This is a genomic window from Streptomyces sp. BK239 (genome assembly GCF_004217285.1).
Lineage (GTDB): Bacteria > Actinomycetota > Actinomycetes > Streptomycetales > Streptomycetaceae > Streptomyces.
In genome coordinates this window covers 44235-69911 of record NZ_SHKS01000005.1, presented here as the reverse complement: position 1 = coordinate 69911, position 25677 = coordinate 44235, and the positions used below count along the sequence as shown (strand labels likewise).

Here is a 25677-nt window from a genome sequence, read left to right as displayed (position 1 = left end):
TCGAGCCGGCCGGGCTCATGTCCCGGCTGGTCGGGCTGCGGCCGTACGAGCATCACGCCGAGCGCGTGGAACACCCCAGCGGGCCGCCCCTGTTGGTGCTGGCCGGCGGCCGGGGCGCGGGCAAGAGCGCGGTGCTCGCCGAGATCCTCGACGCGTACACCGAGCGGCTGCGGGGCGGCGAGTCGCGCAAGCGGACGCCGGCCGCGCTGATCGACTGCGAGGACGAGCAGTTCGCGCGCCCGCCGCACGAAGAGAGCCCCGAGTCCTGGTCCCCCGTCTGGCAGGCGCTGCTGGTGCTGGCCGAGCAGCTGACCGAGCCGGTCAAGGCGGCCGGGCAGCTCACCTTCCCGCGGCTGACGGCGGGCCTGGTGGCGGTGCGGGCCGGCGACTGGAGCGGGCGCGGCGACTCGGAGCGCATCCGGCGGGAGCTGACCCGGATCCTGCTGCTGAACGAGCGGGGCTCGCGGTTCAGCATGGCCGGGCGGTGGGCGGCGCGGGTCGCGGTGCAGGTCGTCTCGACGGCGAGCGGCCAGGGCGCGTTCGTGGCGGCGGCCATCGAGGCCACGCTGGAGGCGCTGTCGGAGGGCGTCACCTCCCGCAAGGAGCAGAAGCCGGCCACCTGGTACCGCGCCTACCCCAACGCGGGCGGCAACGCCAAGCGCGGACTGCTGCTGCTCGCGGGGAACTTCCGGGCCGGCGGCGCGTCCCGCGAGCACGCCGAGCGCCGGCTGGTGCGGGCGCTGCTCGCCGACCTGGCCGAGGCGTACTCAGGCCTCGGCTCCCATCTGCGGCGGCTGGGACGGCCGTTGGTCCTGCTGGACAACGCGCGCGGCGGGCCGGGTCCGGGGCTGCTGGACGCCGTGCTGAGGGACCGGGCCGAGGGGATCGCCGACCAGGTGGTGTGGGCGGCGACCGTGCGCGGGACCGGTCACCCCCTGCTGCGGGACGCCGTACGGCGTGACCTCGCGGAGGTCGCCCGCGCGACCGGCTGGACGCCGGGCCCGTCGCCGTCCTCGCGGGCGCTGCTGGTGCCGCTGCCGCCGCTGTCACCGGACGACACCCTGCACATGGTGGGCGCGGTCTGCGACGACGTCGTCGTCCCGCCCCGACTTCCGCACGCGGTGCACCGGTTGACCGGCGGCAACCCGCTGGGCATCGTCCTCACCGCCACCGCCGCCCGGCAACACCCGGACCGAGCGGCGTCGTTGGGCCGGCTGCTGACCGCGCGGATCAAACTCACCGAGGACCGGACCGACGACGGACGGCCCGCCTGCACCGAGTTGCTCACCCGGCTGGTCCCCGCCGACCGCCTCGACGAGCTGACCGTCCTCGCGGCCGCCCACGACCACGACTCCGCCGTGGCCCTGGCCGCCGCCCGACTGCCCGACGACTTCGGCTCGTCGGGCGTACGGTCCCTGCGGGCGCGGCTCGCCGCGGAGGGACTCGCGGGCCGGCCGGACCACTTCGTCGGCGATCCCTTCGTCCGCACCCTGCTGCTGCTCCGGCTGCACCACCGCGACGCCGACCGCGCCGAGTGGCGCGAGGTGCACGAGACGTTGATCCGGCACTACACGCCCGGCCCCGAGGGCCACGCCGACCCGTCCCACGCCCGCTACCGGCTCCACCACGAGCTGGCCCTCGGCGACACGGCCGGCGCGGTGGCCCATCTGCGGGACACCTTCCCCACGCTGGACACCCGCGCCTGGCTCGGCACCCTCGCCTTCCTCGCCTCCGCGCCCTGCTTCCCGGCCCGCGACGACGACCGCCGCACGGCGATCGCCCTGGGCCGCACGGACGGCGCCGAGCTGGCGCCCGACGGCGTGGACGCCGGGCTCCATCTGCGCGTACGACGGCTGCTGCACGCGGTGTGGCAGGTGAGCGATCCGCTGGTGCCGCCCGAGGCGACGGTGTGCGACCGGCTGCGGTTCGAACTGCTGCAACTGTCCGACCTGCGGCCCGCCGGGGGCGCGCTGCTGTTCACGACGTCCCGGGCCTGGCACCGGGACGCCCTCGCGGGCCGCCCCCTGCGCGTCCCCGCGGACGACGACGCGGACGACGGTGACGGGGACGGGGAGGCGTGATGGCCGACGGGGGCAGAGGTTCCGACGGGGGCAGAGGTTCCTTCGGGCGGTGGCTGCGGGAGGTCTGGGAGATCCGCCTCTACCGCTATGTCGCGGTGCTGGTCACGGCCGCCCTGGTCACCGGCGCGTTCTTCGCGGTGCGGGCGCTCACCCGCGAGGACCGCTCGTGCGCGCCTGGCGTGTCCCGTCCCGAGGGCAGCGACGAGTGCGTGGGCGTGACGTCGACCGCGTTCGACTTCGGGCGGCCCCGGTTCCGGGACGCGGTGCGGGCCATCGACCGGGAGAACGACCGGCTGAAGGAGGGGAGTTACGTCACGGTCGCGCTGATGATGCCGTACACCGCCACCACTCCCTCCACCCTCAGCGACATCCTGCACGAGGTGCAGGGCGCCTATCTCGCCCAGTGGGAGGCCAACCACACCTCCAACGGGCAGGCCCCCGCGATCCGGCTGGTGCTCGCGAACCCCGGAGCGACCAGCGCGCACTGGGAGCGCCTGGTGGACCAGCTGGAGCGGATGGCGACGGGACCGGAGCGGCTGCGCGCGGTCGCCGGGGTCGGCATGAGCACCGAGGACAACAAGAGGGCCGTGGCGGAGCTGACCCGGCGGGGCATCCCGGTCATCGGCGCGTCCATCACCGCCGACGACCTCGCCAACGGGCACGGCGGCAAGGACCCCTTCCCCGGCCTCGCCCGGGTCTCCCCCACCAACACCGACGAGGCGCGCGCCCTGGCCTCGTTCGCGAAGGTCACCGCTGGGCGCGCGCTGCTGGTGTACGACAAGCCGGGCGATCCGTACACGCGGACGCTTCAGACGTCGTTCGCCGCACTGATCAAGGGCTCCCCCTACGAGCCGCAGCCGTTCACGCCACCGGCCGACCGCTCCCAGGAGGGCACGACCGCGAACACCTTCCGGCAGATCACCCACCTCGTGTGCGACACCTCGCCGGAGACCGACACCATCCTGTTCGCCGGCCGCCACACCCAGCTGCGGCAGTTCATCAACGCGCTCGGCGGCCGCGGCTGCCAGGACCGCCGGTTCACCCTGCTCACCGGCGACGAGGGCTCCTACCTGACGGGCGACCCGCAACTGGACCGCACCGCCCTCACCCGCAACCTCTCCGTCCGCTACACCGCCCTCGCCCACCCGGACGCCTGGACTCGGGGTGCCCCGGTGACGGGCGGCTCGGCGCGGGACGCGGCGGCGCTGACCTCGCTGCTGGAACGCGCCGTCCGTGAGCCGGTCGGCCCGATCGGACCCACGGCGCTGGACGACGGGCAGCTGATCATCGCTTACGACGCGCTGCGCCTCGCCGTCCACGGCATCCGGGAGGCCACTCCCGAGGGCGGGACCGTGCCGTCCCTCTCGGACGTCGGCCTTCAGTGGCCGCAGGTCAAGGGCTCGCTACGGGTGAGCGGGGCGAGCGGGTGGATCTGCCTGGACGTACACGGCAACCCGTACGACAAGGCCGTGCCGATCGTCGAGCTCACCGCGCAGGGCGCCTCCCGCTTCGTCCGCATCGCCTGGCCGGAGGGGAGACCGCCGGAGAAGGAGTGCCTGCCGCCGTCGTAGGGGGCTGCGTCTTCCCGGCAGGCTAAGGGACCCGCTCCATGTGCTCGATCAGGCGCTCGAAACGCGCCCGCCAGCCGTGCTCGCTCCCGCCCTCGGGTTCCCCGGCCGCAGCGGTCTCCCCCGCGTCGTCCTCGTCGTCGTCCCGGCCGCCCTGGAACTCGTAGGTGAACCGGAGGGCGCACCCGCGCTCCCCGTCCCGCTCCAGGTGGAACCGCATCCGGCCGCCGCCCTCCACCGTGTACTCGGCGACCCGGTCCACGTCCCACGCGGTGACCTGTCCGCCGCCCAGGCCCGGCAGCCCGATCACTCCCCCGTACCGGGGTTCGAGCACGTCGACGGGCCCGAACCACTGCGCGAGCCCGTCCGGGGTGGTGAACGCCGGCCAGACCGCCTCCATGGTCCGCGGCAGCCGCACCAGGAAGTGCAGGATGCGGATGTCGCCGTGGGTCTGGCTGGTGCCCTGCTCGATCGAACCGCTCATGACACCAGCGTGACCCCGACCGACACCTCACGCACCCCTTGGGGGCCGGTGGTCACACCCCCGAGTAGGAGTGCTTTCCGCTGACGAAGATGTTGACGCCGTAGTAGTTGAACAGCCAGCAGGCGAAGGCGATCAGGGCGAGGTAGGCGGCCTTGCGCCCCTTCCACCCGGCGGTGGCGCGGGCGTGCAGATAGCCGGCGTAGGCGACCCAGGTGATGAACGACCAGGTCTCCTTGGGGTCCCAGCCCCAGTAGCGGCCCCAGGCGTCGCCCGCCCAGATCGCGCCCGCGATGATCGTGAACGTCCACAGCGGGAAGACGGCCGCGTTGACGCGGTAGGAGAACTTGTCCAGGGAGGCCGCGGCCGGCAGCCGGTCCAGGACCGAGTTCGCGAACCGGCCGGGGGCGCCGCCGCTCGCGAGCTTGCTCTCGTAGGAGTCCTTGAACAGGTACAGGATCGTGCTGACCGCGCCGACGTAGAACACCGCGCCGCAGAAGATCGCGGTGGAGACGTGGATGTACAGCCAGTAGGAGTGCAGGGCCGGGACCAGCTGGTCGCTCGCCGTGTAGAGGACGGTGACGGCGAGGCCCAGGTCCAGCAGCACGGTGGTGATCAGGAACAGGCCGAGCCAGCGCACGTTCTTCCTGAGCGCCAGCAGCGCGAGGTACACGCCGACGGCCACCGTGGAGAAGGTGATGTTGAACTCGTACATGTTGCCCCAGGGGGCGCGCTGCACCGAGAGGGCCCGGGTGAGCACCCCGCCGAACTCGACGAGGAACGCGAGCACCGTGAGGGAGACGGCGACGCGGCCGTAGAGGTCGCCCTGCTCGTCCCCGCCGTGCGCGCCCGGCCCGTCGGGCACGTCACGTGCGCCGGCCGCGGACCGTACGACGACCTTCGGGCGCTCCAGCACGGCGGTGCCGCCGGCCTTCTTCACGGTCACGGCCGGGCCCTTCGCCGCCTTGGCGCCGGCGGTGAGCGCGGCGGCCGTGCGGCCGACCTTGCTGCGGCTACCGAAGAGCCATTCGGCGATGTACGCGAAGAAGGCCAGGGTGTAGACGGCCATCGCGGAGTAGATCAGCGTGTTGCTGACGTTCGCGAGGTTCTCGTTGGTGGCGGCGGCGAGAGTCATTTCTCCAGCCCTTCGGCAGGTACGGCTCGGGGGTGGGGGGTCGTGGAGCCCGGGGCGGCTTCGGGGGCGGTCCCCGGGGTCGGCTCAGGGTCGGCGTCGGGGTCGGGGTCGGTCCCCGGGCCGGGAGGACCGTCGGGGTCGTCCTCCGGGTCGGGCGCTGCGGGGGCCTGGTCGTAGAGGATCCCGGCGAGGTCGCCGAGCTCCTCGGGGAGCTTCGCGGACTCGCTGCGGCCGAGGCCGGCCATCTCCACGACCGTCACCCCGTCGTCGCCCTTGACCGCGCGCACCCACACCCGGCGGCGCTGGATGAACAGGGAGGCGGCCAGGCCGAAGATCGCGGTGAGCGCGCCGCCCAGCGCCCAGCCGCTGCCGGGCTGCTGGGTGACCTGGAAGTTCGCCCACTCCTTGGTGCCGTCGTAGGTGATCGAACCGGCGCCGCCGGGAAGCGTCAGGGTCTCCCCGGGCTTGAGGTTCTCCCGCATCTGGATGCCCTTGGCGTCCTTGAACGCCTTCATGTGGCTCTTGTCGAGCTGGTACACGCTCTGCGGGATGCCCGCGTTCACGCCCAGGTCCCCGTGGTACGGCACCAGGTTCAGCACCGGGTTCAGCAGGGCCGGGAACACCGAGGACACCTCGTTGCCCTTGGCGTAGCTCGGCAGCAGGAAGGCCTGGAAGGCGAGCTGCTCGCTCTTGCCCTTGGCGTCGCGGTAGCCGTCGTAGACCTTGATCACACCGGAGGACGTGACGTTGGAGTCGAGCGGCAGCAGGGGCACGGCGTCGCGGTAGACGACCTCGCCCTTGCCGTCGCGGACGGTGACGACCGGGGCGTAGCCGTGGGCGGTGAGGTAGACCTTGGAGTCGCCGAGCTCCAGCGGGTGGTTGACCTTGACGACGGTCTTGCGGTCCTTGCCGTAGGCGCCCTCGGAGTAGGTGAGGGAGGCCTGGTAGGTGCGCGGGGTGCCCTTGTTGGGGCCGGACACCTCGTAGGTGCCCTTGAAGTCGTCGAGGGTGAAGCTGAACGGCGCCAGGTCGTCGGTGCTGAAGAGCGTGCCCGACTTGATGTCGTCGTACTGGGTGAGGGTGTTGGAGAACCCGCCGCCCTCGACGATCAGCTTGTTGCCCTCCATCTTGAACAGCTGGCCCCAGGCGAAGGCGACCAGCATCACGATGAGCGCGATGTGGAAGGCGAGGTTGCCGACCTCGCGCAGGTAGCCCTTCTCGGCGGCGACCGCGTCACCGGCGAGGTGGGCACGGAAGCGGCGCTTCTTCAGCAGCGCGAGGGCGGCCTCGCGGACCTCCTCCGGTTCGGCCCCCGTACGCCACGTGGTGTGGGCGGGGAGCCGCGTCAGCCGCCTGGGCGCGCCCGGCGGGCGGCCGCGCAGCTGGCCCACGAACTGCCAGGTGCGGGGGATGATGCAGCCGATGAGGGAGACGAACAGCAGGATGTAGATCGCGGAGAACCACACCGAGCTGTAGACGTGGAACAGGCCGAGCTTCTCGTAGACGGGCCCGAGGGTGGGGTTGTCCTTGAGGAAGGCGGCGACCTTGGTGGCGTCGGTGCCGGTCTGCGGGATCAGCGAGCCGGGGATCGCGCCGAGCGCGAGCAGCAGCAGGAGCAGCAGCGCGACCCGCATGGAGGTCAGCTGCCGCCAGAACCAGCGGGCCCAGCCGACGACGCCGAGCGCGGGCCCGCCGGAGAGCGTCTCCGCCGGGGCGGTGGACAGCTGGGAGCCGGCCGCGCCGAGGTCCTGGTCGTCGGGGGCGGCCGGGGTCTGCTCGCCGGCGGTCGTGTTGCTCATGGATCAGATCCCCACAGTGAAGCCGGTGGACCAGGACTGCATGTCCTGCACGAGACTGTCCCAGACGCCGGTCAGCAGCAGCAGACCGGTCACGATCATCATCGTGCCGCCGATCCGCATCACCCAGACGTAGTGGCGCTTGACCCAGCCGAAGGCGCCGAGCGCCTTGCGGAAGGCGACCGCGGCAAGCACGAAGGGCACGCCGAGGCCGAGGCAGTAGGCGACGGTCAGTATCGCGCCGCGCCCCGCGCTCGACTGCTGCGAGGACAGGGCGAGGACGGAGGCGAGGGTCGGGCCGATGCACGGCGTCCAGCCGATGCCGAACAGCGCGCCGAGCAGCGGGGCGCCGGCCAGACCGGCGGCGGGCCTGCGATGGAAGCGGAACTCGCGCTGGGTCATCCAGGGCATCAGGCCCATGAAGAAAACGCCCATGAGGATCATGAGCACGCCCAGCACATCGCTGAGGACGTCCTTGTTGTCCTGGAGGGTCTCCCCGAAGTAGCCGAACAGGGCGCCGCTGGAGACGAACACGGCGGTGAAGCCGAGGACGAACAGGGAGGCGCCGGCGACCATCCGGCCGCGCCGGGCCTCGCCGAGGTCGGTGCCGGTGACCCCGGTGACGTACGACAGGTAGCCGGGGACGAGGGGCAGGACGCAGGGGGAGAAGAAGGAGACGAGGCCGCCGAGCACGGCGACGGGCAGGGCGACGAGCAGGGCGCCGTTGAGCACCGTGCCGTTGACGCCCTCCTGGGCGAGGGTCGTGACCGTGCTCACGTCACTTCTCCGCGAGGACCGGGGAGATCATGCCGCGCAGCTTCTCCTCGCTGAGCGCGGCCAGCGAGCGGGCGGCGATCTTCCCCTCCCGGTCGATGACGAGGGTGGAGGGGATCGCCTGCGGGTTGAGCGTGCCCCGCTTGAAGCGGAGCATCAGCTTGCCGTTCGGGTCGTACAGGCTCGGGTACGTCACGCCCTGCTGCTTCTCGAAGGACCGGGCGTTGGTCACCTCGGCGTCACGGGTGTTGATGCCGACGAACTGCACGCCCTTGCCCTTGAGGTCGCTGTAGACCTTCTCGAAGTTCGGCGCTTCCGCACGGCAGGGGGCGCACCAGGAGCCCCACACGTTCAGGACGACGACCTTGCCCTTGAAGGAGGAGACGTCGAGCTGCCCGCCGTCCACGGTCGTGCCGGAGAGGTCGGGAGCCTCGGCGCGCTCCCCCTTCTTCGCGGTCGCCACGCCGTCCGCGCCCATGATGAAGTTGGTGTCGCCGCCCCCGCCCGAGGTGCCCCCTGAGGTGCACGCGGAGACGAGCAGCGCCGCGACGGCGGCGCCGGCGGTCAGGGCGGCGCGGCGCGTACGGGTCCGGTTCCTCGAGCTTCGGGGGGCGCGGCAGGCGGCACTCATGTGAAAAGTTTCGCATGCCCGTTCTGGGGATCTTGCGCACCCCCCTTGCGGGTGGAAACCCGCATTTCAGGCGGCGGACGGCCGGCGGGAGGCGGGGGCCTGGGCGCCGAGGAAGGCCTGCCAGCCGCCGGCCGGCCGCTGTCCGACCTCCAGGGTCCTCAGCTTGGCCAGCACCTCGGGCTTCTGCACGTCGAGCCAGTCGACGAACTGCCGGAAGGAGACCAGCCTCACGTCCGCGCCCTTCTCCTTCTCCCGGGCGATGTGCTTGAAGGCCTCCTCGACGGCGTCCATGTAGATCCCGCCGTTCCACTGCTCGAAGTGGTTGCCGACGAAGAAGGGCGCGCGGTTCGTCTCGAATGCCCGCTTGAATCCCTGTATGTACGCCTGTGCGGCCTGCTGGCGCCAGCGCGGGTAGTTGTGGCTGGGCGCCTTGGTGGAGTTGACCGACTGGTTGGCGAGCATGTTGTAGTCCATCGACAGGACCTCGAACCCCCGCCCGGGGAACGGTATCTGCTGCAACGGAAGGTCCCATATGCCCTGCTTCTTGGTGGGCCAGGTCTGCCGGCCGCCGGGCGAGGAGGCGTCGTAGCGCCAGCCGAGGGCGCGGGCGGTGGGCAGCAGGTTGTCCTGGCCGAGGAGGCAGGGGGTGCGGCCGCCGACGAGCTCCTTGTCGTAGTCGAAGGGCAGCGCCTCCAGGTCGGTCCAGCCGGAGTTGGTGCGCCACTCCTTCACGAAGGCCTTGGCCTGGTCTATCTCGCTGCGCCACTGCCGGGAGGTCCAATTGCCGACCGAGCCGCTGCCCTCCCCGCAGAAGTGGCCGTTGAAGTGGGTGCCTATCTCGTGCCCTTCGAGCCAGGCGCGGCGCAGGTACTTCAGGGTGTCCTTGATGTGGGCGTCGGTGAGGTAGCCGATGTCGGAGGCCCCGCGACGGTTGCCCGGCGGGTCGTAGAGCCGCTTCTTGGACTCGGGCAGCAGGTAGATGCCGGAGAGGAAGAAGGTCATCGCCGCGCCGTGCTCCTTGGCGAGGTCCAGGAAGCGCGGGAAGAGCCCGTTGCCGACCTCGCCGGCGCCGTCCCAGGAGAAGACCACGAACTGCGGCGGCTCCTGGCCGGGTCCGAGCGGCCGGGGCGCGGCGGGCTGGTGGGGCTGCTTGCCCGTGAAGGAGGTGGAGCCGTCACCGAGGGGGCGGGCAGGGGCGGTCGGGCTCGGGCTGGGCTCGGCCGAGCCGGAACGGTTCTTCCCGGAACCGGACGACGGCTTCGATCCGTCCGGGTCGGCGGAGCCGCCGCATCCGGCGAGTCCGGCGGCGGCGACGGCTCCTGCTCCGAGCCCGATCGCTCCCCTGCGGCTGAGAGTGCGCATGGCATCCCCGTTCGTCACGTCCTCTGGTGGTCACCCACTGAGAGGACGCGGCGAACAAAGGGGTTCCGCTTGTTTGTGCGAGTTTCGTAACGATGGCCGGGAATGAGCCAGTTGATCCCGGCGGGGTGTACGAAGGGTGTGAACTGTCTTACGCCCCGAAGGCCTTGCCCTTGCCCTTGACCGGCTTGGCGCCGGCGAGGAGGTGGGCGGGGACGAGGTCGCGGGCGGGCTCGGTGTAGCCGACGGAGACGATGGTGTCGCCGCGGTAGGTGAACGTCGTCAGCGAGGCGAGCGTGCACTGCCGCTTGCGCGGGTCGTGCCAGAGCCGCCGGCGCTCGACGTAGGACCGCACGATCCAGATCGGCAGCTGGTGGCTGACCAGCACGGCCTCGTGCCCGCGCGCCTGGTCCTTCGCCGCGTTCAGCGCGCCCATCATCCGCACGACCTGGTCGACGTACGGCTCGCCCCAGGACGGCCTGAACGGGTTGACGAGGTGCTTCCAGTTCTCCGGTCGGCGCAGGGCGCCGTCCCCGACGCCGAAGGTCTTGCCCTGGAAGACGTTCTCGGCCTCGATGAGCCGCGCGTCGCTGCCGAGGTCCAGCCCGTGCGCCTTGGCGATCGGTGTGGCCGTCTCCTGCGCCCGCTCCAGCGGGGAGGCGCACACATAGGTGACGTCGCGCGGGGCGAGGTGCTCGGCGACCCGGTCCGCCATCCTGCGGCCCAGCTCGGAGAGGTGGTATCCGCCGAGACGGCCGTAGAGGACGCCGTCGGGGTTCTCCACCTCGCCGTGGCGCATGAGGTGGACGACGGTGATGTCGCTGTCGTTCCCGGCGCCCGGGGTCTTCTCGGTGCTCACGCGGTGGCCTCCGCAGCCGCTCGGGCCGCCGCCGGGAGGGCGTCGGCGATCCGCTGGAGGGCCCGCTCGTCGTGGGCCGTGGACACGAACCAGGACTCGAAGGACGAGGGCGGCAGATAGACGCCGTTCGCCAGCAGCGACTGGAAGAAGGCGGTGTAGCGGAACGAGTCCTGCGCCCGCGCGTCCGTGTAGTCGCGCACCGGGCGGTCCGTGAAGAAGACGGAGAACATGTTGGAGGCGCTCTGCAGCGTGTGCGCCACGCCCTCCTTGGACAGCGCCTGGGTCACCAGCGTCCGGACCTGCTCGGACACGGCGTTCACCGTGGCGTACGCGGCGTCGTCGAGCAGCCGCAGCTGGGCGAGGCCGGCGGCGGTGGCGACCGGGTTCCCGGAGAGGGTGCCGGCCTGGTAGACGGGCCCGGCGGGGGCGAGGTGCTCCATCACGTCGGCGCGACCGCCGAACGCGGCGGCCGGGAAGCCGCCGCCCATCACCTTGCCGAAGGTCATCAGGTCGGGCCGGACGCCGTCGACGCCGTACCAGCCGGCGCGGCTGGTGCGGAAGCCCGTCATGACCTCGTCGGAGATGTAGAGCGCGCCGTTGGCGGCACAGGCGTCCTTGAGGCCCTGGTTGAACCCGGGCAGCGGCGGCACGACGCCCATGTTGCCGGGCGAGGCCTCGGTGATCACGCAGGCGATCTCGCCGGGGTGCCGGTGGAAGGCCTCGTGCACGGCCTCCAGGTCGTTGTACGGCAGCACGATGGTGTCCCCGGCCTGGGCGCCGGTGACGCCCGGGGTGTCCGGCAGCGCGAAGGTGGCGACGCCGGAGCCCGCCGCGGCGAGCAGCGAGTCGACGTGGCCGTGGTAGCAGCCGGCGAACTTGACGACCTTGGTGCGCCGGGTGAACCCGCGGGCCAGCCGGATCGCGGACATGGTCGCCTCGGTGCCACTGGAGACCAGCCGCACCTGCTGGACGGGCTCGACGCGCGCGACGATCTCCTCGGCGAGGGCGACCTCGCCCTCACCGGGCGTGCCGAAGGACGTGCCGCGGGCGACGGCCTCCTGGACGGCGGCGATGACCTCGGGGTGCGAGTGCCCGAGGATCATGGGGCCCCAGGAGCAGACCAGGTCGACGTACTCCCGCCCGTCCGCGTCGGTCAGGTAGGGGCCGGAGCCGGACACCATGAACCGGGGCGTTCCGCCCACGGCGCGGAAGGCGCGCACCGGCGAGTTCACGCCGCCCGGCGTGACGGCGGCCGCCCGGTCGAACAGGGCCTGCGAGACAGGCGCATCATATGAATACGGCATTTCACTCATGACCTGCGGCTACTCCGACCTTCTCCGACTTCTGGGGGGTTTTGGGACTGCGTTGCCAGTGACCCCCTCAGGGTAGGCCAGCGAGGATCGGCCACAACGGGGGCCGTCACCGAGTCCCCACCGGCCGGTCGTCTGCGAAACTGAAACGGACCGAGCCTCGTGGACGTAGCTCACTTACGACGATGTGTCGTGTGACTGCGCACATCCCGCGGACGCGAGTTTCACCGCACGTTTCGGCGTGCGGCCGCGGGGGAGGTCACTGACACGATGATCGGGTTGCGCGGCGGGGGCCGCGCGTCCTAGAAAAGCAGTCGGGTGGAGATATGCATCGCGGTGGCGGACTGGGCGAGGGGACTGATGACCTGGGTCCTCGACGTGCCCGGCGGGGAAGGCACCGGCGCGACGCGGAGGAAGTCGACGACGTACGACAGACACAGGGCGTACCCGGCATGCCGGACGTGCCCGGGGTACCGAGCGAGTCCGAGCGCCTCGACCAAGCGGTCGAGCGGCTCTCGGCGGGGAGCAGGAATGGTGGTCGGGTGGGGGTGACGTACAAGTACTTCGGCGCGCCGGACGGCGCCACCGCGGCCCGCGTCCCGATCTCGATGCGCCCCGAGGAACTCGGCGGTGACGAGCTCGGCATGGGCGGCATGTTCACCAAGATCAAGCCGGAGACGATGGCGGCGATGGTCCTCACGGGCATCGAGGGCGTCCCCCTGCACAAGGTGCCGCCGCTGGAACTGGTCGTCCTGCACCCCGACTACGCGGTCGTGAAGCTCCCCATGACGGTCGTCGACCCCCTGCGCGACATCGGCGAGGAGGCGGTGGGCGCGGCGGCGTTCATCTGGTCCACGGTCCCCGACCGCGGCGGTCCCCGCGACGCGTTCAACGTGTACCAACTCCTGCACGAGTGGCAGGACTTCAGCCACCGCCTGCACGAGGCAGGCCACCAGCCCTACTGCCTTGTGTGGCCCTGAGCGGGGAGCGCGACGGAGTCGGGCGAGGCCTGTTGGCCTCGCCCTTGTCGTGTGCGCCGGGTCGTGTGCGCCGGGGGCGCCTGGTCAGGGGCGGTCGCTCCGGGGGGTGGCGGAGCGGCGGGGGGCCCGGCTGCGGTCCCCGGTTCGGGGGGCGTCGGCCTTGGGGGTCGCCCGGCGGCCCGACGCTCGCGTCTGCTTCGCGGAGGCGGCGGGCGTGGAGCCACGGCCGGCCGCGGTTCCGTTCGCGGTCCTGCTGCCCCCGTTCGCGGTCCTGCCGGTCCCGTTCGCAGTTCCGTCGGCTCCCGTGCGGCGGGCGGTGGAGCCGGTGGGCTTCGTGCGGCGGGTGGTGCCGCGGCCGCCTGTCGCGGGAGCGTCCTCCGACGTCTTCGCCCGGGACGAGGCTCGGCCTTCCGTGGGCGTCGCCGGCCTGCGGGCGCCCTCGGGGCGGCGTCGGCGGGAGGGCTTCTGGCGGGACGCCTGAGGCGTCGGCTGCTGGGGCACCTCGATGGTGACGGCCACTCCGGACGGCTCGCGGGCGCCGGTGAGGGTGGCCAGTTCCGTGTCGCCCGAGGTGACGCGGGCCGTGCGGGGACGGATGCCCGCGTCCGACATGAGCCGCGTGACGTCCCGCTTCTGGTCGGGCAGGACCAGCGTGACCACGCTGCCGGAGCCCCCGGCGCGGGCCGTGCGGCCGCCCCGGTGGACGTAGTCCTTGTGGTCGGTGGGCGGGTCCACGTTGACCACGAGGTCGAGGTCGTCGACGTGTATGCCGCGGGCCGCGACGTTCGTCGCCACCAGCGCGGTGACCTGGCCGCTCTTGAACTGTTCCAGCGTGCGGTTGCGCTGCGGCTGGGAGCGGCCGCCGTGCAGTGCCGCCGCGCGGACGCCGACGGCCAGCAGCCGCTTGGCGAGCCGGTCGGCGGACCTCTTGGTGTCGAGGAAGAGGATGACCCGGCCGTCGCGGGCCGCGATGCGCGTGGTGACGGCCTTCTTGTCGGTCTCGTCCTGGACGTGGAGCACGTGGTGCTCCATGGTGGTCACCGCTCCGGCGGACGGGTCCACCGAGTGCACCACCGGGTCGGTCAGGAAACGCTGGACCAGACGGTCGATGTTGCGGTCCAGGGTGGCCGAGAAGAGCATGCGCTGCCCGTCTGGCCGCACCCGCTGGATCAGCTTGGTGATCTGCGGCAGGAAGCCCATGTCGGTCATCTGGTCGGCCTCGTCCAGCACCGTGATGCGCACGTCGTCCAGCACGCAGTCCCCGCGGTCCACGAGGTCGTTGAGCCGGCCGGGGGTCGCCACGAGCACTTCGGCGCCTCGGCGCAGCGCACCGGCCTGCTTGGTGATGGACAGCCCGCCGACCACGGTGGTCAGCCGGAGGTTGACCGCCGTTGCGTAGGGCGTCAGCGCGTCCGTGACCTGCTGGGCGAGTTCCCGGGTGGGCACCAGCACGAGGGCGAGCGGCGCCTTGGGCTCCGCGCGCAGTCCGGCCGTGCGGGCCAGCAGCGCCAGCCCGAACGCGAGGGTCTTGCCCGAGCCGGTGCGTCCGCGGCCCAGCAGGTCCCGGCCGGCGAGCGAGTTGGGCAGCGTCGCGGCCTGGATGGGGAAGGGGCTGGTCACACCCTGCGCGGTGAGGGTCTTCAGCAGTGCCGCGGGCATGTCCAGAGCGGCGAAGTCCTCGACGGCGGGAAGCGCGGGGGTCGTGCTCTCCGGCAGCCGGAACTCCGTGGGCGACGCCCCCGACGACGAGGGTGAGGGGGACGAGGTCCGCCGGTTCGGCTTCTGGGACCTTCTTCGGGACATGCGACTACTGCCTTCCTGGGAACAGCACAAACCGGGGTCCGCACCATGACGGTGCGGACCCCGGTGAGTGGATACGCGTCCGGCGATCAGGCGGGGACGATGTTCTCCGCCTGCGGGCCCTTCTGGCCCTGCGTGACGTCGAAGGAGACCCGCTGGCCCTCCTGGAGCTCGCGGAATCCCTGGGTCGCGATGTTCGAGTAGTGGGCGAAGACGTCAGGGCCGCCGCCGTCCTGCTCGATGAAACCGAAACCCTTTTCGGAGTTGAACCACTTCACGGTTCCCTGTGCCATGACATTTCTCCTTCTGTAGGCAGAGGCCCCATCCGGAGAAGCCGGAAAAAACTGATGCGCCCGAAGGAGAAACATTCCCGTCAGGCGCACATAAGTTCATGGGTACCACAACTGCAACGGTTAGACCGTAGCACAGCTCGCCGGTCCGGGGAGGAAATCAACACGCCCGACCGGGTGAGGACGCCGCCTCAGACCTCGTCCAGCCGGTGGTCCGCCGGACCGCCGCCCACGGTGAAGCCGATCGTCGAGCCGCCGCCCTCCCGGCGGGCGGCGAAGGGGGCGCCGCCGTGGGCCAGGGCCACCTCGCGGACGATCGACAGGCCGAGCCCCGAGCCCGGGAGGGAGCGGGCGTCGGCGGCGCGGTAGAAGCGGTCGAAGACACGGGTGAGGTCGGACTCGCTGATGCCGGGACCGCGGTCGAGGACCTCGACCCGGACCGGTCCGGGTCCGGCGGGACCGGTGACGGCGATCTCGATCGGGCCCGCTCCCCCGCGGTCGAACTTGGTCGCGTTCTCCACGAGGTTGCTGAGCGCCCGCTGGAGCATCGCCGGCCGCCCGTCCGTGGTGGTGTCCCCGCTCACCCGGACCAGGATGGTCCGCCCGGTACGGCGGCGCGCGAGCCCGGCGACGTCCTCGGCGAGGTCGGCCAGATCGACCCGCCGGGGCGGCTCGGTGTCCGACTGACCGGCCGCCAGCTCCACCAACTCGTTCACGAGATCGGTGAGTTCACGGGCCTCCTGACCCAGGTCGGCGACCAGCTCCTCACGGGCTGCGGGCGGCAGCTCGTCGATACGGCGCAGCAGCGAGATGTTCGTGCGCAGCGAGGTCAGCGGGGTGCGCAACTCGTGCCCCGCGTCCTGCACCAGCCGCCGCTGGTCCTCCTCCGACTGCGCGAGCCGCCCCAGCATCCGGTCGAAGGCCCGCCCGAGGCGGCCGACCTCGTCATGGCCGGTGACGGGCACCTGGACGCCGAGCCTGCGGGTGCGGGCGACGTCCTCGGCGGCGGTGGTGAGGATGACCAGACGGTGGGTGATGCGCCTCGCCAGCCACCAGCCGAACAGGCCGGCCGCCGTCACCACGGCGATCATCAGGATCAGGGTCCGCTGCTGGAGCGCCCGCAGCAGGTCCTCCGTGCCGCTGAACTCCTGCGCGATCTGCACCGCGCCCCGGCCGCCGCCGAGCGCGACGGTCGCCACCCGGTACGCGTCGTGGCCCACGTCGACGTCGCCGTGCTCGGTGAGCGTCCCGGCGGTCGCGGCGGCCGCGATGTCACGGTCGGCGGCCCTGACCGGCAGCCCGGGCGCGCCGGGGTCGACGACCGCGCCGTCCGGCCCCAGCACCTGCACGTCCGTACGGGCCGGGCGCACGATGTCGTGGCCTGGCGCGGACGAGGAGAAGTCCCCGGGCCGCATCGCCCGCGCGCGCACCTCGTCCCGCAGGTCCTGCACCACCTCGTCGAACACCGACTCCTGGTCCACCCGCACCAGCCGTGCCGCGGCGCTGTACGACAGAACGCCCACGAGGACGGTGACGACGGCGGTCACGGTGGCGAAGGACACCGCGAAGGTGGTGCGCAGCGAGACCAGCTTCGCGCGCCGCCGGGAGAGCAGCCCGCCCAGCCGGCCGCCCGTGCGAGCCATCGCGTCAGTCTTCCCGCAGTACGTAGCCCACGCCGCGCACGGTGTGGATCAGCGGCGGGGCGCCGCCGGCCCCGTCGAGCTTGCGGCGCAGATAGCCGACGTAGACGGCGAGGTTCTTGGAGCCGGGGCCGAAGTCGTAGCCCCAGATGCGGTCGTAGATCGTGGAGTGGTCGAGGACGATGCCGGCGTTGCGGACCAGCAGTTCCAGCAGCTCGAACTCGGTTCGGGTCAGCTCCAGTTCCCGCTCCCCGCGCCAGGCCCGCCGTGCCTGCGGGTCCATGCGCAGCCCGGCCGCCTCCAGGAAGCGGGCGGGCGGCGCGGTGGGCTTCGGCGGGATCTCGGGCCGGGAGCCGGGGCCGGTGCGGCGCAGCAGCGCGCGCAGACGGGCGAAGACCTCCTCGACGTCGAAGGGCTTCGGCACGTAGTCGTCGGCGCCCGCGTCAAGGCCGGCGATCCGGTCCGCGGTCTCCACGAGCGCGGTCAGCATCAGGATGGGCGTGCGGTCGCCCTCGGCGCGCAGCACCCGGCAGACCTGGAGGCCGTCGATCCCGGGCATCATCACGTCGAGGACGAGGACGTCCGGCGGCGACTTGTGGGCGTGCGCCAGCGCCTCCACGCCGTCGGCGACCGCGGTGACCTCGTAGCCCTCCAGGGTCAGGGCCCGTTCCAGGGCATGGCGGATGGCGCGGTCGTCTTCGGCCAGGAGCACGGTCTGGGGCACGGCGTCCACTCTGCCAGGGCCTCCGGCGGTTCGGCTGGGTCGGGCGGGGTGCAGCGGGGCTTCTTACTCGGCTCTCACCCATGGTGCGGGCGTGGTCTGGGGGCTGCCGCCCCCGGGCCCCCGCTTCGGCCCTGGACGGGCCTCGTCCTCAGACTCCCCCAGAGGGGGGACCCCCAGACGGGCTGATGAGATCGGCCCTCGCCGAGATCGCAACCCCGGGGCAGGTCACTCTCCCCTGCCGGAAAGGGCCGCCAGTCGCTCCGCGAACGGGACGACCTCGAAGGGCTCCGGGCGCTTCTCCCCGCCCGTCGCCGACAGGCCCGTCATCAGGGCCGACAGTTCCCCGGCCGCCCGGTCCACCCGTTCGGGCAGTCCCTGTGCGCCCCAGTCCTCGGAGGCGGCGTAGACCGCGGTCGGGACCACGACGGCCCGCAGGTAGGCGAACAGGGGACGCAGCGCGTGTTCCAGGACGAGGGAGTGGCGGGCCGAGCCGCCGGTGGCGGCGATCAGGACGGGCTTGCCCGCCAGCGCGTCCTGCTCCAGGACGTCGAAGAACGACTTGAACAGTCCGCTGTACGACGCCGAGAACACCGGCGTGACGACGATCAGGCCGTCCGCCGCGGTCACCGCGTCCAGCGCGGCCGCCAGCCTGCGCCCGGGGAAGCCGTTGGTCAGGTTGTGCGCGATCTCCACGGCGAGGTCGCGCAGCTCCACGACCTCCACCTCCGCCGCCGCCCGCTCGGCGGCGGCCGTCGCCAGCCGGTCGGCCAGCAGCCGGGTGGACGACGGGACGCTCAGTCCCGCCGAGACGACGACGAGCTTCATGCGACGGTCACCTTCCGGGCGGCCTTGAGGGAGGCGTGGGTCGGCGCGTCCGGCACCTTCGCCGGGCGGCCCTTGGCGAACTCCTCGCGCAGCACCGGCACGACCTCCTCGCCGAGCAGGTCGATCTGCTCCAGCACGGTCTTCAGCGGCAGGCCCGCGTGGTCGACGAGGAACAGCTGGCGCTGGTAGTCGCCCGCGTACTCGCGGAACGTCAGGGTCTTCTCGATGACCTGCTCCGGGGTGCCCACGGTCAGCGGGGTCTGGTCGGTGAAGTCCTCCAGGGACGGCCCGTGCCCGTAGACCGGCGCGTTGTCGAAGTAGGGACGGAACTCGCGCACCGCGTCCTGCGAGTTGCGGCGCATGAACACCTGGCCGCCGAGGCCGACGATGGCCTGCTCCGCCGTGCCGTGTCCGTAGTGCGCGTAGCGGGCCCGGTACAGCTCGACCATCCGCTTGGTGTGGTCGGCCGGCCAGAAGATGTTGTTGTGGAAGAACCCGTCGCCGTAGAAGGCGGCCTGCTCGGCGATCTCGGGCGAGCGGATGGAGCCGTGCCAGACGAACGGCGGCACACCGTCCATCGGGCGGGGCGTCGAGGTGAAGCCCTGGAGCGGCGTACGGAACGTGCCCTCCCAGTCGACGACGTCCTCGCGCCACAGCCGGTGCAGCAGGTTGTAGTTCTCCAGGGCGAGGTTGATGCCCTCGCGGATGTCCTTGCCGAACCAGGGGTAGACCGGGCCGGTGTTGCCGCGGCCCATCATCAGGTCCACGCGGCCGTCGGCCAGGTGCTGGAGCATCGCGAAGTCCTCGGCGATCTTCACCGGGTCGTTCGTGGTGATGAGGGTGGTCGCGGTGGAGAGGATCAGGTTCTCCGTGCGGGCCGCTATCCAGCCGAGCATCGTGGTCGGGGACGAGGGCACGAACGGCGGGTTGTGGTGCTCGCCGGTGGCGAAGACGTCGAGACCGACCTCCTCGGCCTTCTGCGCGATGGCGACCATGGCCTTGATCCGCTCACGCTCGGTCGGCGTGCGCCCCATGGTGGGGTCCGGCGTGACGTCGCCGACGGTGAAGATCCCGAACTGCATGGCCGCTCAACCTCCAAAGTTGTTTACGGTTCAACTATACCGCTGAACGACGGCGCCCCAGCCCCTATTCCCCCTCCACGGGGACCGCTCGCCGGGTACCCCGATCACCGCGGAACGAGTGGCGGGAGCGATGTCGGTGGCCCGTCCTACGATCGACGCATGGCCGCCCCACGCCGCGACACCCGAGGCATCGTCGACGCCGCGGAGCTCTTCGCGCGCGTCCGCTTCCGCCGCCGCGAACCGGCCCCGCCGCTGCGCCCCTACCTGGAGCACTACTGGCTGATCGACTGGGACCTCGACCAGCCGTACGCCTCCCATGTGGTCCCGCACCCCTCGGTGAACATCGTCTTCCAGCGGTTCGAGGGCCAGGAGCCCTTCGCCGAGATCGCCGGCGTCGGCCTCGGCCTCTTCACCCAGAAACTCGAGGGCACGGGCCGGGTCTGCGGCGTGCAGTTCCGGCCCGGCGGCTTCCGCCCGTTCGCCCCGGACCGCCCGGTCGGCGACTGGACGGGCCGCCGCGTACGGCTGACCGGCGTCGACCCCGTCGCCGTCCTCGGCCCCGACGACGAGGACGCCCGCGTGGCGGCCCTCGACGCCTGCCTGCTCACCCTCGGCCCCCGGCCCGACCCGGACGCCGACCGGGCCATGGCCCTGGCCGACCGCATCCGCGCCGACCGCACGATCCGCCGCGTCGCGGACCTGGCGAGCGCGGAGGGCGTCTCGGTCCGCGGCCTCCAGCGCCTCTTCGCCGCCCATGTGGGCGTCGGCCCCAAGTGGGTCATCCTGCGCTACCGCATCCACGAGGCCCTGGAGCGCGCGGAGACCTCGACGAACGTCGACTGGGCGGCACTGGCCGCCGACCTGGGATACGCGGACCAGGCCCATCTCGTACGGGACTTCAAGGCGACCGTGGGGGTGCCGCCGACGGCTTACTCACCGGCCCGGAAACGGGATGCGGGTCACGAGCCGATCGGCAGCGAGTCCGTGTAGCCGTTCGTGGGGCGCTCGACCTTCTCGACGCCCCGGGCGTCCAGGGCGACCGCCGCCGACGACGTCCCGAGGGCGCCCTCGGCATGCCAGGCGCCCGTCACCGTCACCCAGGCATCGGCCTTCGGCGCCTGAACCCCGTACACCCGCACCTTCACCGACTGGGCGTCCGCCGCGCAGCACGACAGCAGGATCCGGGTCAGGTACCAGCCTTCGCGGCCGTCGCCCGCCGGGGTGACGAACCCCGTCATCCGGACCGTACGGCCCTTGATCGCCTGCTTGGGGTCCTGCTGCACCCGCTGGGTGAAGTCGGTCAGCGTGATAGGCAGCGGCGAGGTAGCGGGCAGCGGGTCGAACCCGTCCTCGTCGACCACGGCGACCGCCTTGGGCGCCTCACGGGCGGCGGTGTACGAGCCCAGCGCGGGCGGGGCGTAGAAGAGCAGGCTCAGCGCGGGGAGGAACAGCAGCCAGGCGACTCGGGGGACGCCGGAGTGGTCGTGCCCGTGAGCGCCTTCGCCTTCACCGGCGTGGCCGTGGGCGTCATCGGCACCGTCGTCTCGCGAGGTGTGCGCGTGGCCACCCGGCCCGTCACCCGCGTGCTCGTGACCGTCGTGCACCCGGCCGCCCGGCCCGTGGCCGCCGGCGTCCCGGGCCCTGGCGCGCCACGCCGACCAGGCCTCCGCCGCCCCCAGGAGCACCAGCACCACCCCCGACACGATCAGCAGCGGGCGCATGCCCTCCTTCACATAGCGCAGATAGCCGTCGGTCAGCAGCGAGGCCTGCAACAGGCCCAGCCCGCACAGCACCAGCAGCCCCGCCTGCGCCAGCCGCTTCAAAGGAGCACCCCTCCCACCACCGCGCTGCACACCACCGCGACGACGGCCGTGGCCGTCGAGAAGCGGATCGCGAAGGCCCGCCCGAACGTCCCCGCCTGCAACGCGATCAGCTTCAGGTCGACCATCGGCCCGACCACCATGAACGTCAGCCGCGCCACCGGCGAGAAACCGGTCAGCGAGGCCGCCACGAACGCGTCCGCCTCGCTGCACACCGCCAGCACGATCGCCAGCACCGCCAGGAACAGCACCGACAGCCAGGGCGAACCGGCGAACGTGTCGACGACCGAACGCGGCACCGCCACGTTGAAGGTCGCCGCGGCCATCGCGCCGACCACCAGGAACCCGCCCGCGTGCAGGAAGTCGTGCTGGAAGCCGCGCCGGAACTCCGTCCACCGGCGGTTCCCGGGCCGGTGCCCGGTGTGCCGCACGGCCGGCTTCAGCCACTCCGCACGCCCCAGCCAGAGCCACAGCCAGCCCATCACGGCCGCGGTGACCAGCGAGGCGAGCAGCCGCGCGAGCACCATCGCCGGGCTGCCGGGGAAGGCGATCGCGGTGGCCGTCAGCACCACCGGGTTCACGGCCGGCGCGGAGAGCAGGAACGCGAACGCGGCGGCCGGGGTGACCCCCCGGCCGATCAGACTGCTCGCCACCGGCACCGACGCGCACTCGCAGCCCGGCAGCACGACGCCCGCGGCCCCCGCGACCGGCACCGCGAGCGCCGGCCGCTTCGGCAGCAGCCGGCTGAACACCCGCTCGGGCACGAACGCGTTGATCGCCCCCGACAGGGCCGTCCCCAGCAGCAGGAACGGCACCGCCTGCACGGTCACCGCGAGGCACACGGTCCGCCACGCCTGCACGGCCGGCTCCTCCAGCCCCCGCCCGACCAGCACCAGCAGCGCGCCCGGCGCCACGGCGGCCGCGAGCAGCAGCAGAAGCCAGTGCCGGGGCAGTCCGCGTGCGGGCCGCGCCTCCCGGTCGCCGTCCTGCCCGCGGCCGCCTCCGCGCCCGCCCCCGCAGTCCGCCCGTACATCCGTGTGTATGCCGGTGTCGCCGACCGCCCCCATGCCCTACACCGCGCCTTCCCGCAGCCGCGCGACCTGCTCGCCGCTGAACTCCACGGTCCGCCTCATGTGCCCGACGATGACGGCGAGTTCGGTGTCGTCCAGGTCCTGGAAGAGGGGCGACCAGTCACCGCCCAGCCGCTCGCAGGTCCGCCCGAACTCGGCGATCCGCTCCGGCACGGCCGCCACCAGCACCCGCCGCCGGTCGGCCGCGTCCCGCCGCCGCACGACGTAGCCCGCCTTCTCCAGCCGGTCCACCAGCCGGGTCGCCGACCCGGTGGTCAGCCCCGTCAGCTCCGCGACCCGGCCCGTCGTCACCGGCTCCCGCTCCAGCGACAGCAGGTTCAGACACTGCAAGTCGGTGGGGTGCAGCCCGAGGCGGTCGGCGACGGCCTGGTTGAACAGCGCGAACGCCGCCATGTACCGGCGGGAGACGGTGGACAGCTCGTCCAGCAACCGCGACCGCACGTTCCCGGACATCGCCCGCACACCCTTTCGTCAGCGCCGTCCGCGCATCGTACGACGCCGCGGAACCGGCCCGACCCGGAGACGGCGCCCGGCGCGTGCGACGCTGCTCGTATGTCCGTGCTCCGCTCCGCCGCCCTGTTCGCCGTCGCCGCGCTGCTGGAGATCGGGGGCGCCTGGCTGGTCTGGCAGGGGGTGCGCGAGCACCGCGGATGGCTGTGGATCGGCGCCGGCGTCATGGCCCTCGGCGCGTACGGGTTCGTCGCCACGCTCCAGGCGGACGCCGAGTTCGGCCGCGTCCTGGCCGCGTACGGCGGGGTGTTCGTCGCCGGTTCGCTGGCCTGGGGCATGGTCGCCGACGGCTACCGCCCCGACCGGTGGGACGTGACCGGCGCGCTGGTCTGCCTCGCCGGCATGGCCCTGATCATGTGGGCGCCGCGCAACGGCGGCTGACCGGGGCGACGCGCACCGGTGCGTCCGAAAAGCAAGATCACCGGTCGCCGGTGATCTCCGCGTGCCTATCCTGGCTGCGTCCCTCGCGCACCTCGCGTCGCGTCCCGCGCGCCACCACGCCGACCCAGGAGTCACTCCCATGGCCACCGCCGTACCGTCCGCCGCCTCCCGCATCGCCGTCGTCACCGGTGCGAGCAGCGGAATCGGCGCCGCCACCGCCCGCCGGCTCGCCGCGGCCGGCTACCGCGTGGTCCTCACCGCCCGCCGCAAGGACCGTATCGAGGCGCTGGCCGAGGAACTGGTCGCGGCGGGCGGCTCGGCGACCGCGTACCAGCTGGACGTCACCGACCGCGCCGCCGTGGACGAGTTCGCCACCGCCTTCCGGACGATCGGCGTCCTCGTCAACAACGCGGGCGGTGCGCTCGGCGCCGACCCGGTGGCCACCGGCGACCCGGCCGACTGGCGCACCATGTACGAGACCAACGTCATCGGCACCCTGAACCTCACCCAGGCCCTGCTGCCCAAGCTGGTCGCCGGCGGCGACGGCACCGTCGTCGTGGTGTCCTCCACGGCCGGGCACGGCACCTACGAGGGCGGCGGGGGCTACGTCGCCGCCAAGCACGGCGCCCATGTGCTGGCCGAGACGCTGCGCCTGGAGATCGTCGGACAGCCGGTCCGGGTGATCGAGATCGCCCCCGGCATGGTGAAGACCGACGAGTTCGCCCTGACCCGCTTCGGCGGCGACCAGGACAAGGCGGCGAAGGTGTACGAGGGCGTGGCCGAACCCCTCACCGCCGACGACGTGGCCGAGACGATCACCTGGGCGGTGACCCGTCCCAGTCACGTCAACGTCGACCTCCTGGTCCTGCGCCCCCGCGCCCAGGCCTCCAACACGAAGGTCCACAGGGAACTCTGACGCCCGGCCGGCCCCCTCACCCGGCTGCGTGCGCGGGCGCGGCACACGCGGCGCCGCACCCGCTCGTCGTGGTACTCGTCGGAGGAGCAGCCGGCGAGCAGACCTCCCAGGACCAGCACCAGTCCCGCCGCGCAGACCGACACACGCACCCGCTCCATCGCAATCCCCCGTCATCCGGCATTCGGCGAGCCGAACGGCTCCGGCAGCGGGCCGGACGGCTGAGTGCAATCGCGTCTCCGGTGAAGGCGAAGACAGCGCGACGGCCCGGCCCGGTCCCCGTCCGGGCCGTAAAGTCGCGTCCGTGGACAGACACATACCGTTCGAGACGCTGCACAACTTCCGTGACCTGGGTGGTTATCGCACCGCGGACGGCCGTCACCGGGTCCGTCCGGGGCGGCTGTTCCGGGCGGACTCGCTGGGCAAGCTGACCGAGGGCACGCCGGACTGGGAGCGGTTCCTGTCCCTCGGCGTCGGCACGGTGATCGACCTGCGCCACCCCTGGGAGGCGGAGGGCCGGGGCCGGATCCCCGCGCACCCCTCCTTCACGTACCGCAACCTCAGCATCGAGCACCGCCCCTACGACCAGGCAGTCCAGGGCGCCGACGTGGACCCGGCCCCCTACCTCGCCGAGCGGTACATGGAGGTGGCGCACGACGGCGCGAAGGAGATCCGCGAGGCGCTGGAGCTGATCGCGGCGGCCGACGCCCCGCTCGTCTTCCACTGCGCCTCGGGCAAGGACCGCACGGGCCAGCTGGCGGCGCTGGTCCTGGGGCTGCTCGGCGTCGAGGAGCAGGTGATCGCCGAGGACTTCAGTCTCACGGAACTGGCGACGGACGCCCTGCTCGCCGACTGGCGCGCACGCAACGACGGCCGCACGCCCGCCTGGCCCGGCTTCGGCCGCGCCCCCGCGCAGGTGATGCGCCTGTACCTCGCGGCCCTGAACTCCCGCCACGGCAGCGCCGAGCGGTACGTCGCCCAGGTCCTCGGCCTGGACTCGCGTGCCCTCGCCACCGCCCTGCGCGGCAAGCTGCTGGAGCCGGTCCCCACCGCCTGGCCCGAGCTGACGTTCCACCGGGCGAGCCCCGAGGACGCCCCCGCGCTGGTCCGTCTGCACGACACGGCCGCCCTGTGGCAGACGGCCCGGGGCATCGACCAGTGGACGCCGGGCGGCAAGTCCGAGGCACACTTCCGCACCCGGATGCGCGAGGGCGAGGTGTGGCTGGCCCGGGCGGCGGGCGTGACCGCCGGCGCCTGGGAAATCTGGTGGGACGACCCGGCGGCCTGGGGCCCCCGCCCGCCCGAGGCCGGCTACGTGCACCGTCTGATGACGGCCCCGCACACGTCCCCGCCCGGCACCGGCCGCCGCATGCTGGCACACGCCGAGTCCGTCATCGCCGCGACCGGCCGCGCCTACGCCCGACTGGACTGCCTCGCCTCCAACCCCCGCCTGCGCGCCTACTACGAGGCGGCCGGCTACAAGGTCGTGGGCGAACAGCGCGCCAAGCCGCCCACTCCGGGCAGCCCCGGCGGCGGCGGAAGCCCGTACGCGGTGACACTGCTGGAGAAGCGGCTCGGCTGACGCGCGCAGAAGGGGCCCGGGCCGACGGGCCCGAGCCCCTCACCG

The 25677-nt window shown here is 72.6% G+C and carries 24 protein-coding genes; 7 read left to right on the top strand and 17 right to left on the bottom strand.

Annotation, left to right across the window (positions count from 1 at the left end; all coding sequences use genetic code 11):
* The first annotated feature begins 17 nt into the window (after nt 1-17).
* Together EV567_RS16690 and EV567_RS16685 are read left to right on the top strand one after the other, a co-directional pair.
* Nucleotides 18-2081, top strand: coding sequence for a hypothetical protein (locus EV567_RS16690; RefSeq protein ID WP_242620894.1), 2064 nt, complete (start codon nt 18-20; stop codon nt 2079-2081).
* The gene (locus tag EV567_RS16685; RefSeq protein WP_130440820.1) at nt 2081-3652 is read left to right on the top strand and encodes a hypothetical protein; all 1572 of its coding nucleotides are present in this window, start codon (nt 2081-2083) and stop codon (nt 3650-3652) included. The genes EV567_RS16690 and EV567_RS16685 overlap by 1 nt, the downstream gene beginning before the upstream one ends.
* 22 nt (nt 3653-3674) lie before the next feature.
* Here the strand turns inward: EV567_RS16685 and EV567_RS16680 are convergent, their stop codons facing one another.
* The 8 genes from EV567_RS16680 to hemL all read right to left on the bottom strand — a co-directional run bounded on the left by EV567_RS16680 (nt 3675) and on the right by hemL (nt 11997).
* Nucleotides 3675-4133 carry an SRPBCC domain-containing protein gene (locus EV567_RS16680; RefSeq protein ID WP_130440818.1) on the bottom strand — a complete coding sequence of 153 codons (459 nt, stop codon included), beginning with the start codon at nt 4131-4133 and terminating at the stop codon, nt 3675-3677.
* Nucleotides 4134-4185: 52 nt separating this feature from the next.
* Entirely contained in the window at nt 4186-5265 is a 1080-nt protein-coding gene (gene ccsB / locus EV567_RS16675; protein WP_130440816.1) for a c-type cytochrome biogenesis protein CcsB, read from the bottom strand.
* Nucleotides 5262-7064 carry a cytochrome c biogenesis protein ResB gene (locus EV567_RS16670; RefSeq protein WP_130440814.1) on the bottom strand — a complete coding sequence of 601 codons (1803 nt, stop codon included), beginning with the start codon at nt 7062-7064 and terminating at the stop codon, nt 5262-5264. The genes ccsB and EV567_RS16670 overlap by 4 nt, the downstream gene beginning before the upstream one ends.
* A gap of 3 nt (nt 7065-7067) precedes the next feature.
* Complete coding sequence (locus tag EV567_RS16665; protein ID WP_130440812.1) at nt 7068-7838, bottom strand: cytochrome c biogenesis CcdA family protein; 771 nt, start codon at nt 7836-7838, stop codon at nt 7068-7070.
* 1 nt (nt 7839) lies between these two features.
* Nucleotides 7840-8466, bottom strand: a complete 627-nt coding sequence (locus tag EV567_RS16660) for a TlpA disulfide reductase family protein (protein WP_130440810.1) — start codon at nt 8464-8466, stop codon at nt 7840-7842.
* A gap of 66 nt (nt 8467-8532) precedes the next feature.
* Nucleotides 8533-9828, bottom strand: a complete 1296-nt coding sequence (locus tag EV567_RS16655; protein WP_130440808.1) for a hypothetical protein — start codon at nt 9826-9828, stop codon at nt 8533-8535.
* A gap of 148 nt (nt 9829-9976) precedes the next feature.
* The gene (locus EV567_RS16650; RefSeq protein ID WP_130441634.1) at nt 9977-10624 is read right to left on the bottom strand and encodes a histidine phosphatase family protein; all 648 of its coding nucleotides are present in this window, start codon (nt 10622-10624) and stop codon (nt 9977-9979) included.
* A gap of 56 nt (nt 10625-10680) precedes the next feature.
* Nucleotides 10681-11997, bottom strand: coding sequence for a glutamate-1-semialdehyde 2,1-aminomutase (hemL, locus tag EV567_RS16645; RefSeq protein WP_130440806.1), 1317 nt, complete (start codon nt 11995-11997; stop codon nt 10681-10683).
* Between the two features lie 323 nt (nt 11998-12320).
* Here hemL and EV567_RS16640 point away from each other — a divergent pair, with 323 nt between their 5' ends.
* A complete protein-coding gene (locus tag EV567_RS16640) occupies nt 12321-12974 on the top strand; it encodes a hypothetical protein (protein ID WP_130440804.1) in 654 nt (217 codons plus the stop codon).
* Nucleotides 12975-13058: 84 nt separating this feature from the next.
* Here EV567_RS16640 and EV567_RS16635 read toward each other — a convergent pair whose 3' ends face one another.
* From EV567_RS16635 to EV567_RS16610, 6 genes are all read right to left on the bottom strand, one after another.
* Nucleotides 13059-14777, bottom strand: a complete 1719-nt coding sequence (locus EV567_RS16635; protein ID WP_242620854.1) for a DEAD/DEAH box helicase — start codon at nt 14775-14777, stop codon at nt 13059-13061.
* An 86-nt stretch (nt 14778-14863) separates the two neighbouring features.
* On the bottom strand, nt 14864-15067 hold the full coding sequence (locus EV567_RS16630) for a cold-shock protein (protein WP_007502648.1): 204 nt from the start codon (nt 15065-15067) through the stop codon (nt 14864-14866).
* 188 nt (nt 15068-15255) lie between these two features.
* The gene (locus tag EV567_RS16625; RefSeq protein WP_130440802.1) at nt 15256-16707 is read right to left on the bottom strand and encodes a HAMP domain-containing sensor histidine kinase; all 1452 of its coding nucleotides are present in this window, start codon (nt 16705-16707) and stop codon (nt 15256-15258) included.
* A 4-nt stretch (nt 16708-16711) separates the two neighbouring features.
* On the bottom strand, nt 16712-17428 hold the full coding sequence (locus EV567_RS16620) for a response regulator transcription factor (RefSeq protein WP_130440801.1): 717 nt from the start codon (nt 17426-17428) through the stop codon (nt 16712-16714).
* Nucleotides 17429-17653: 225 nt separating this feature from the next.
* Nucleotides 17654-18253 carry a CE1759 family FMN reductase gene (locus EV567_RS16615; RefSeq protein WP_130440799.1) on the bottom strand — a complete coding sequence of 200 codons (600 nt, stop codon included), beginning with the start codon at nt 18251-18253 and terminating at the stop codon, nt 17654-17656.
* On the bottom strand, nt 18250-19335 hold the full coding sequence (locus EV567_RS16610) for an LLM class flavin-dependent oxidoreductase (RefSeq protein ID WP_130440797.1): 1086 nt from the start codon (nt 19333-19335) through the stop codon (nt 18250-18252). Before EV567_RS16610 ends, EV567_RS16615 begins: the two co-directional genes overlap by 4 nt.
* A 159-nt stretch (nt 19336-19494) precedes the next feature.
* On the opposite strand from EV567_RS16610, the gene EV567_RS16605 reads away from it, so the two are divergent.
* Nucleotides 19495-20325, top strand: a complete 831-nt coding sequence (locus tag EV567_RS16605) for a helix-turn-helix domain-containing protein (RefSeq protein WP_130440795.1) — start codon at nt 19495-19497, stop codon at nt 20323-20325.
* Here the strand turns inward: EV567_RS16605 and EV567_RS16600 are convergent.
* From EV567_RS16600 to EV567_RS16590, 3 genes are read right to left on the bottom strand one after another with little or no spacing between them, the layout of a single operon-like run.
* A complete protein-coding gene (locus tag EV567_RS16600; RefSeq protein ID WP_130440793.1) occupies nt 20295-21158 on the bottom strand; it encodes a TIGR03943 family putative permease subunit in 864 nt (287 codons plus the stop codon). The two genes, EV567_RS16605 and EV567_RS16600, sit on opposite strands and share 31 nt — an antisense overlap.
* A complete protein-coding gene (locus EV567_RS16595) occupies nt 21155-22222 on the bottom strand; it encodes a permease (protein WP_130440791.1) in 1068 nt (355 codons plus the stop codon). The genes EV567_RS16600 and EV567_RS16595 overlap by 4 nt, the downstream gene beginning before the upstream one ends.
* 3 nt (nt 22223-22225) lie before the next feature.
* Nucleotides 22226-22699, bottom strand: a complete 474-nt coding sequence (locus EV567_RS16590) for a MarR family winged helix-turn-helix transcriptional regulator (RefSeq protein WP_130440789.1) — start codon at nt 22697-22699, stop codon at nt 22226-22228.
* 99 nt (nt 22700-22798) lie between these two features.
* Between EV567_RS16590 and EV567_RS16585 the strand changes: the two genes are divergently transcribed.
* The 3 genes from EV567_RS16585 to EV567_RS16575 all read left to right on the top strand — a co-directional run bounded on the left by EV567_RS16585 (nt 22799) and on the right by EV567_RS16575 (nt 25632).
* Nucleotides 22799-23137, top strand: coding sequence for a YnfA family protein (locus tag EV567_RS16585; protein ID WP_130440787.1), 339 nt, complete (start codon nt 22799-22801; stop codon nt 23135-23137).
* A 139-nt stretch (nt 23138-23276) separates the two neighbouring features.
* On the top strand, nt 23277-24053 hold the full coding sequence (locus tag EV567_RS16580) for an SDR family NAD(P)-dependent oxidoreductase (protein WP_130440785.1): 777 nt from the start codon (nt 23277-23279) through the stop codon (nt 24051-24053).
* A 301-nt stretch (nt 24054-24354) separates the two neighbouring features.
* Entirely contained in the window at nt 24355-25632 is a 1278-nt protein-coding gene (locus EV567_RS16575) for a tyrosine-protein phosphatase (protein WP_130440783.1), read from the top strand.
* Nucleotides 25633-25677 lie beyond the last annotated feature (45 nt).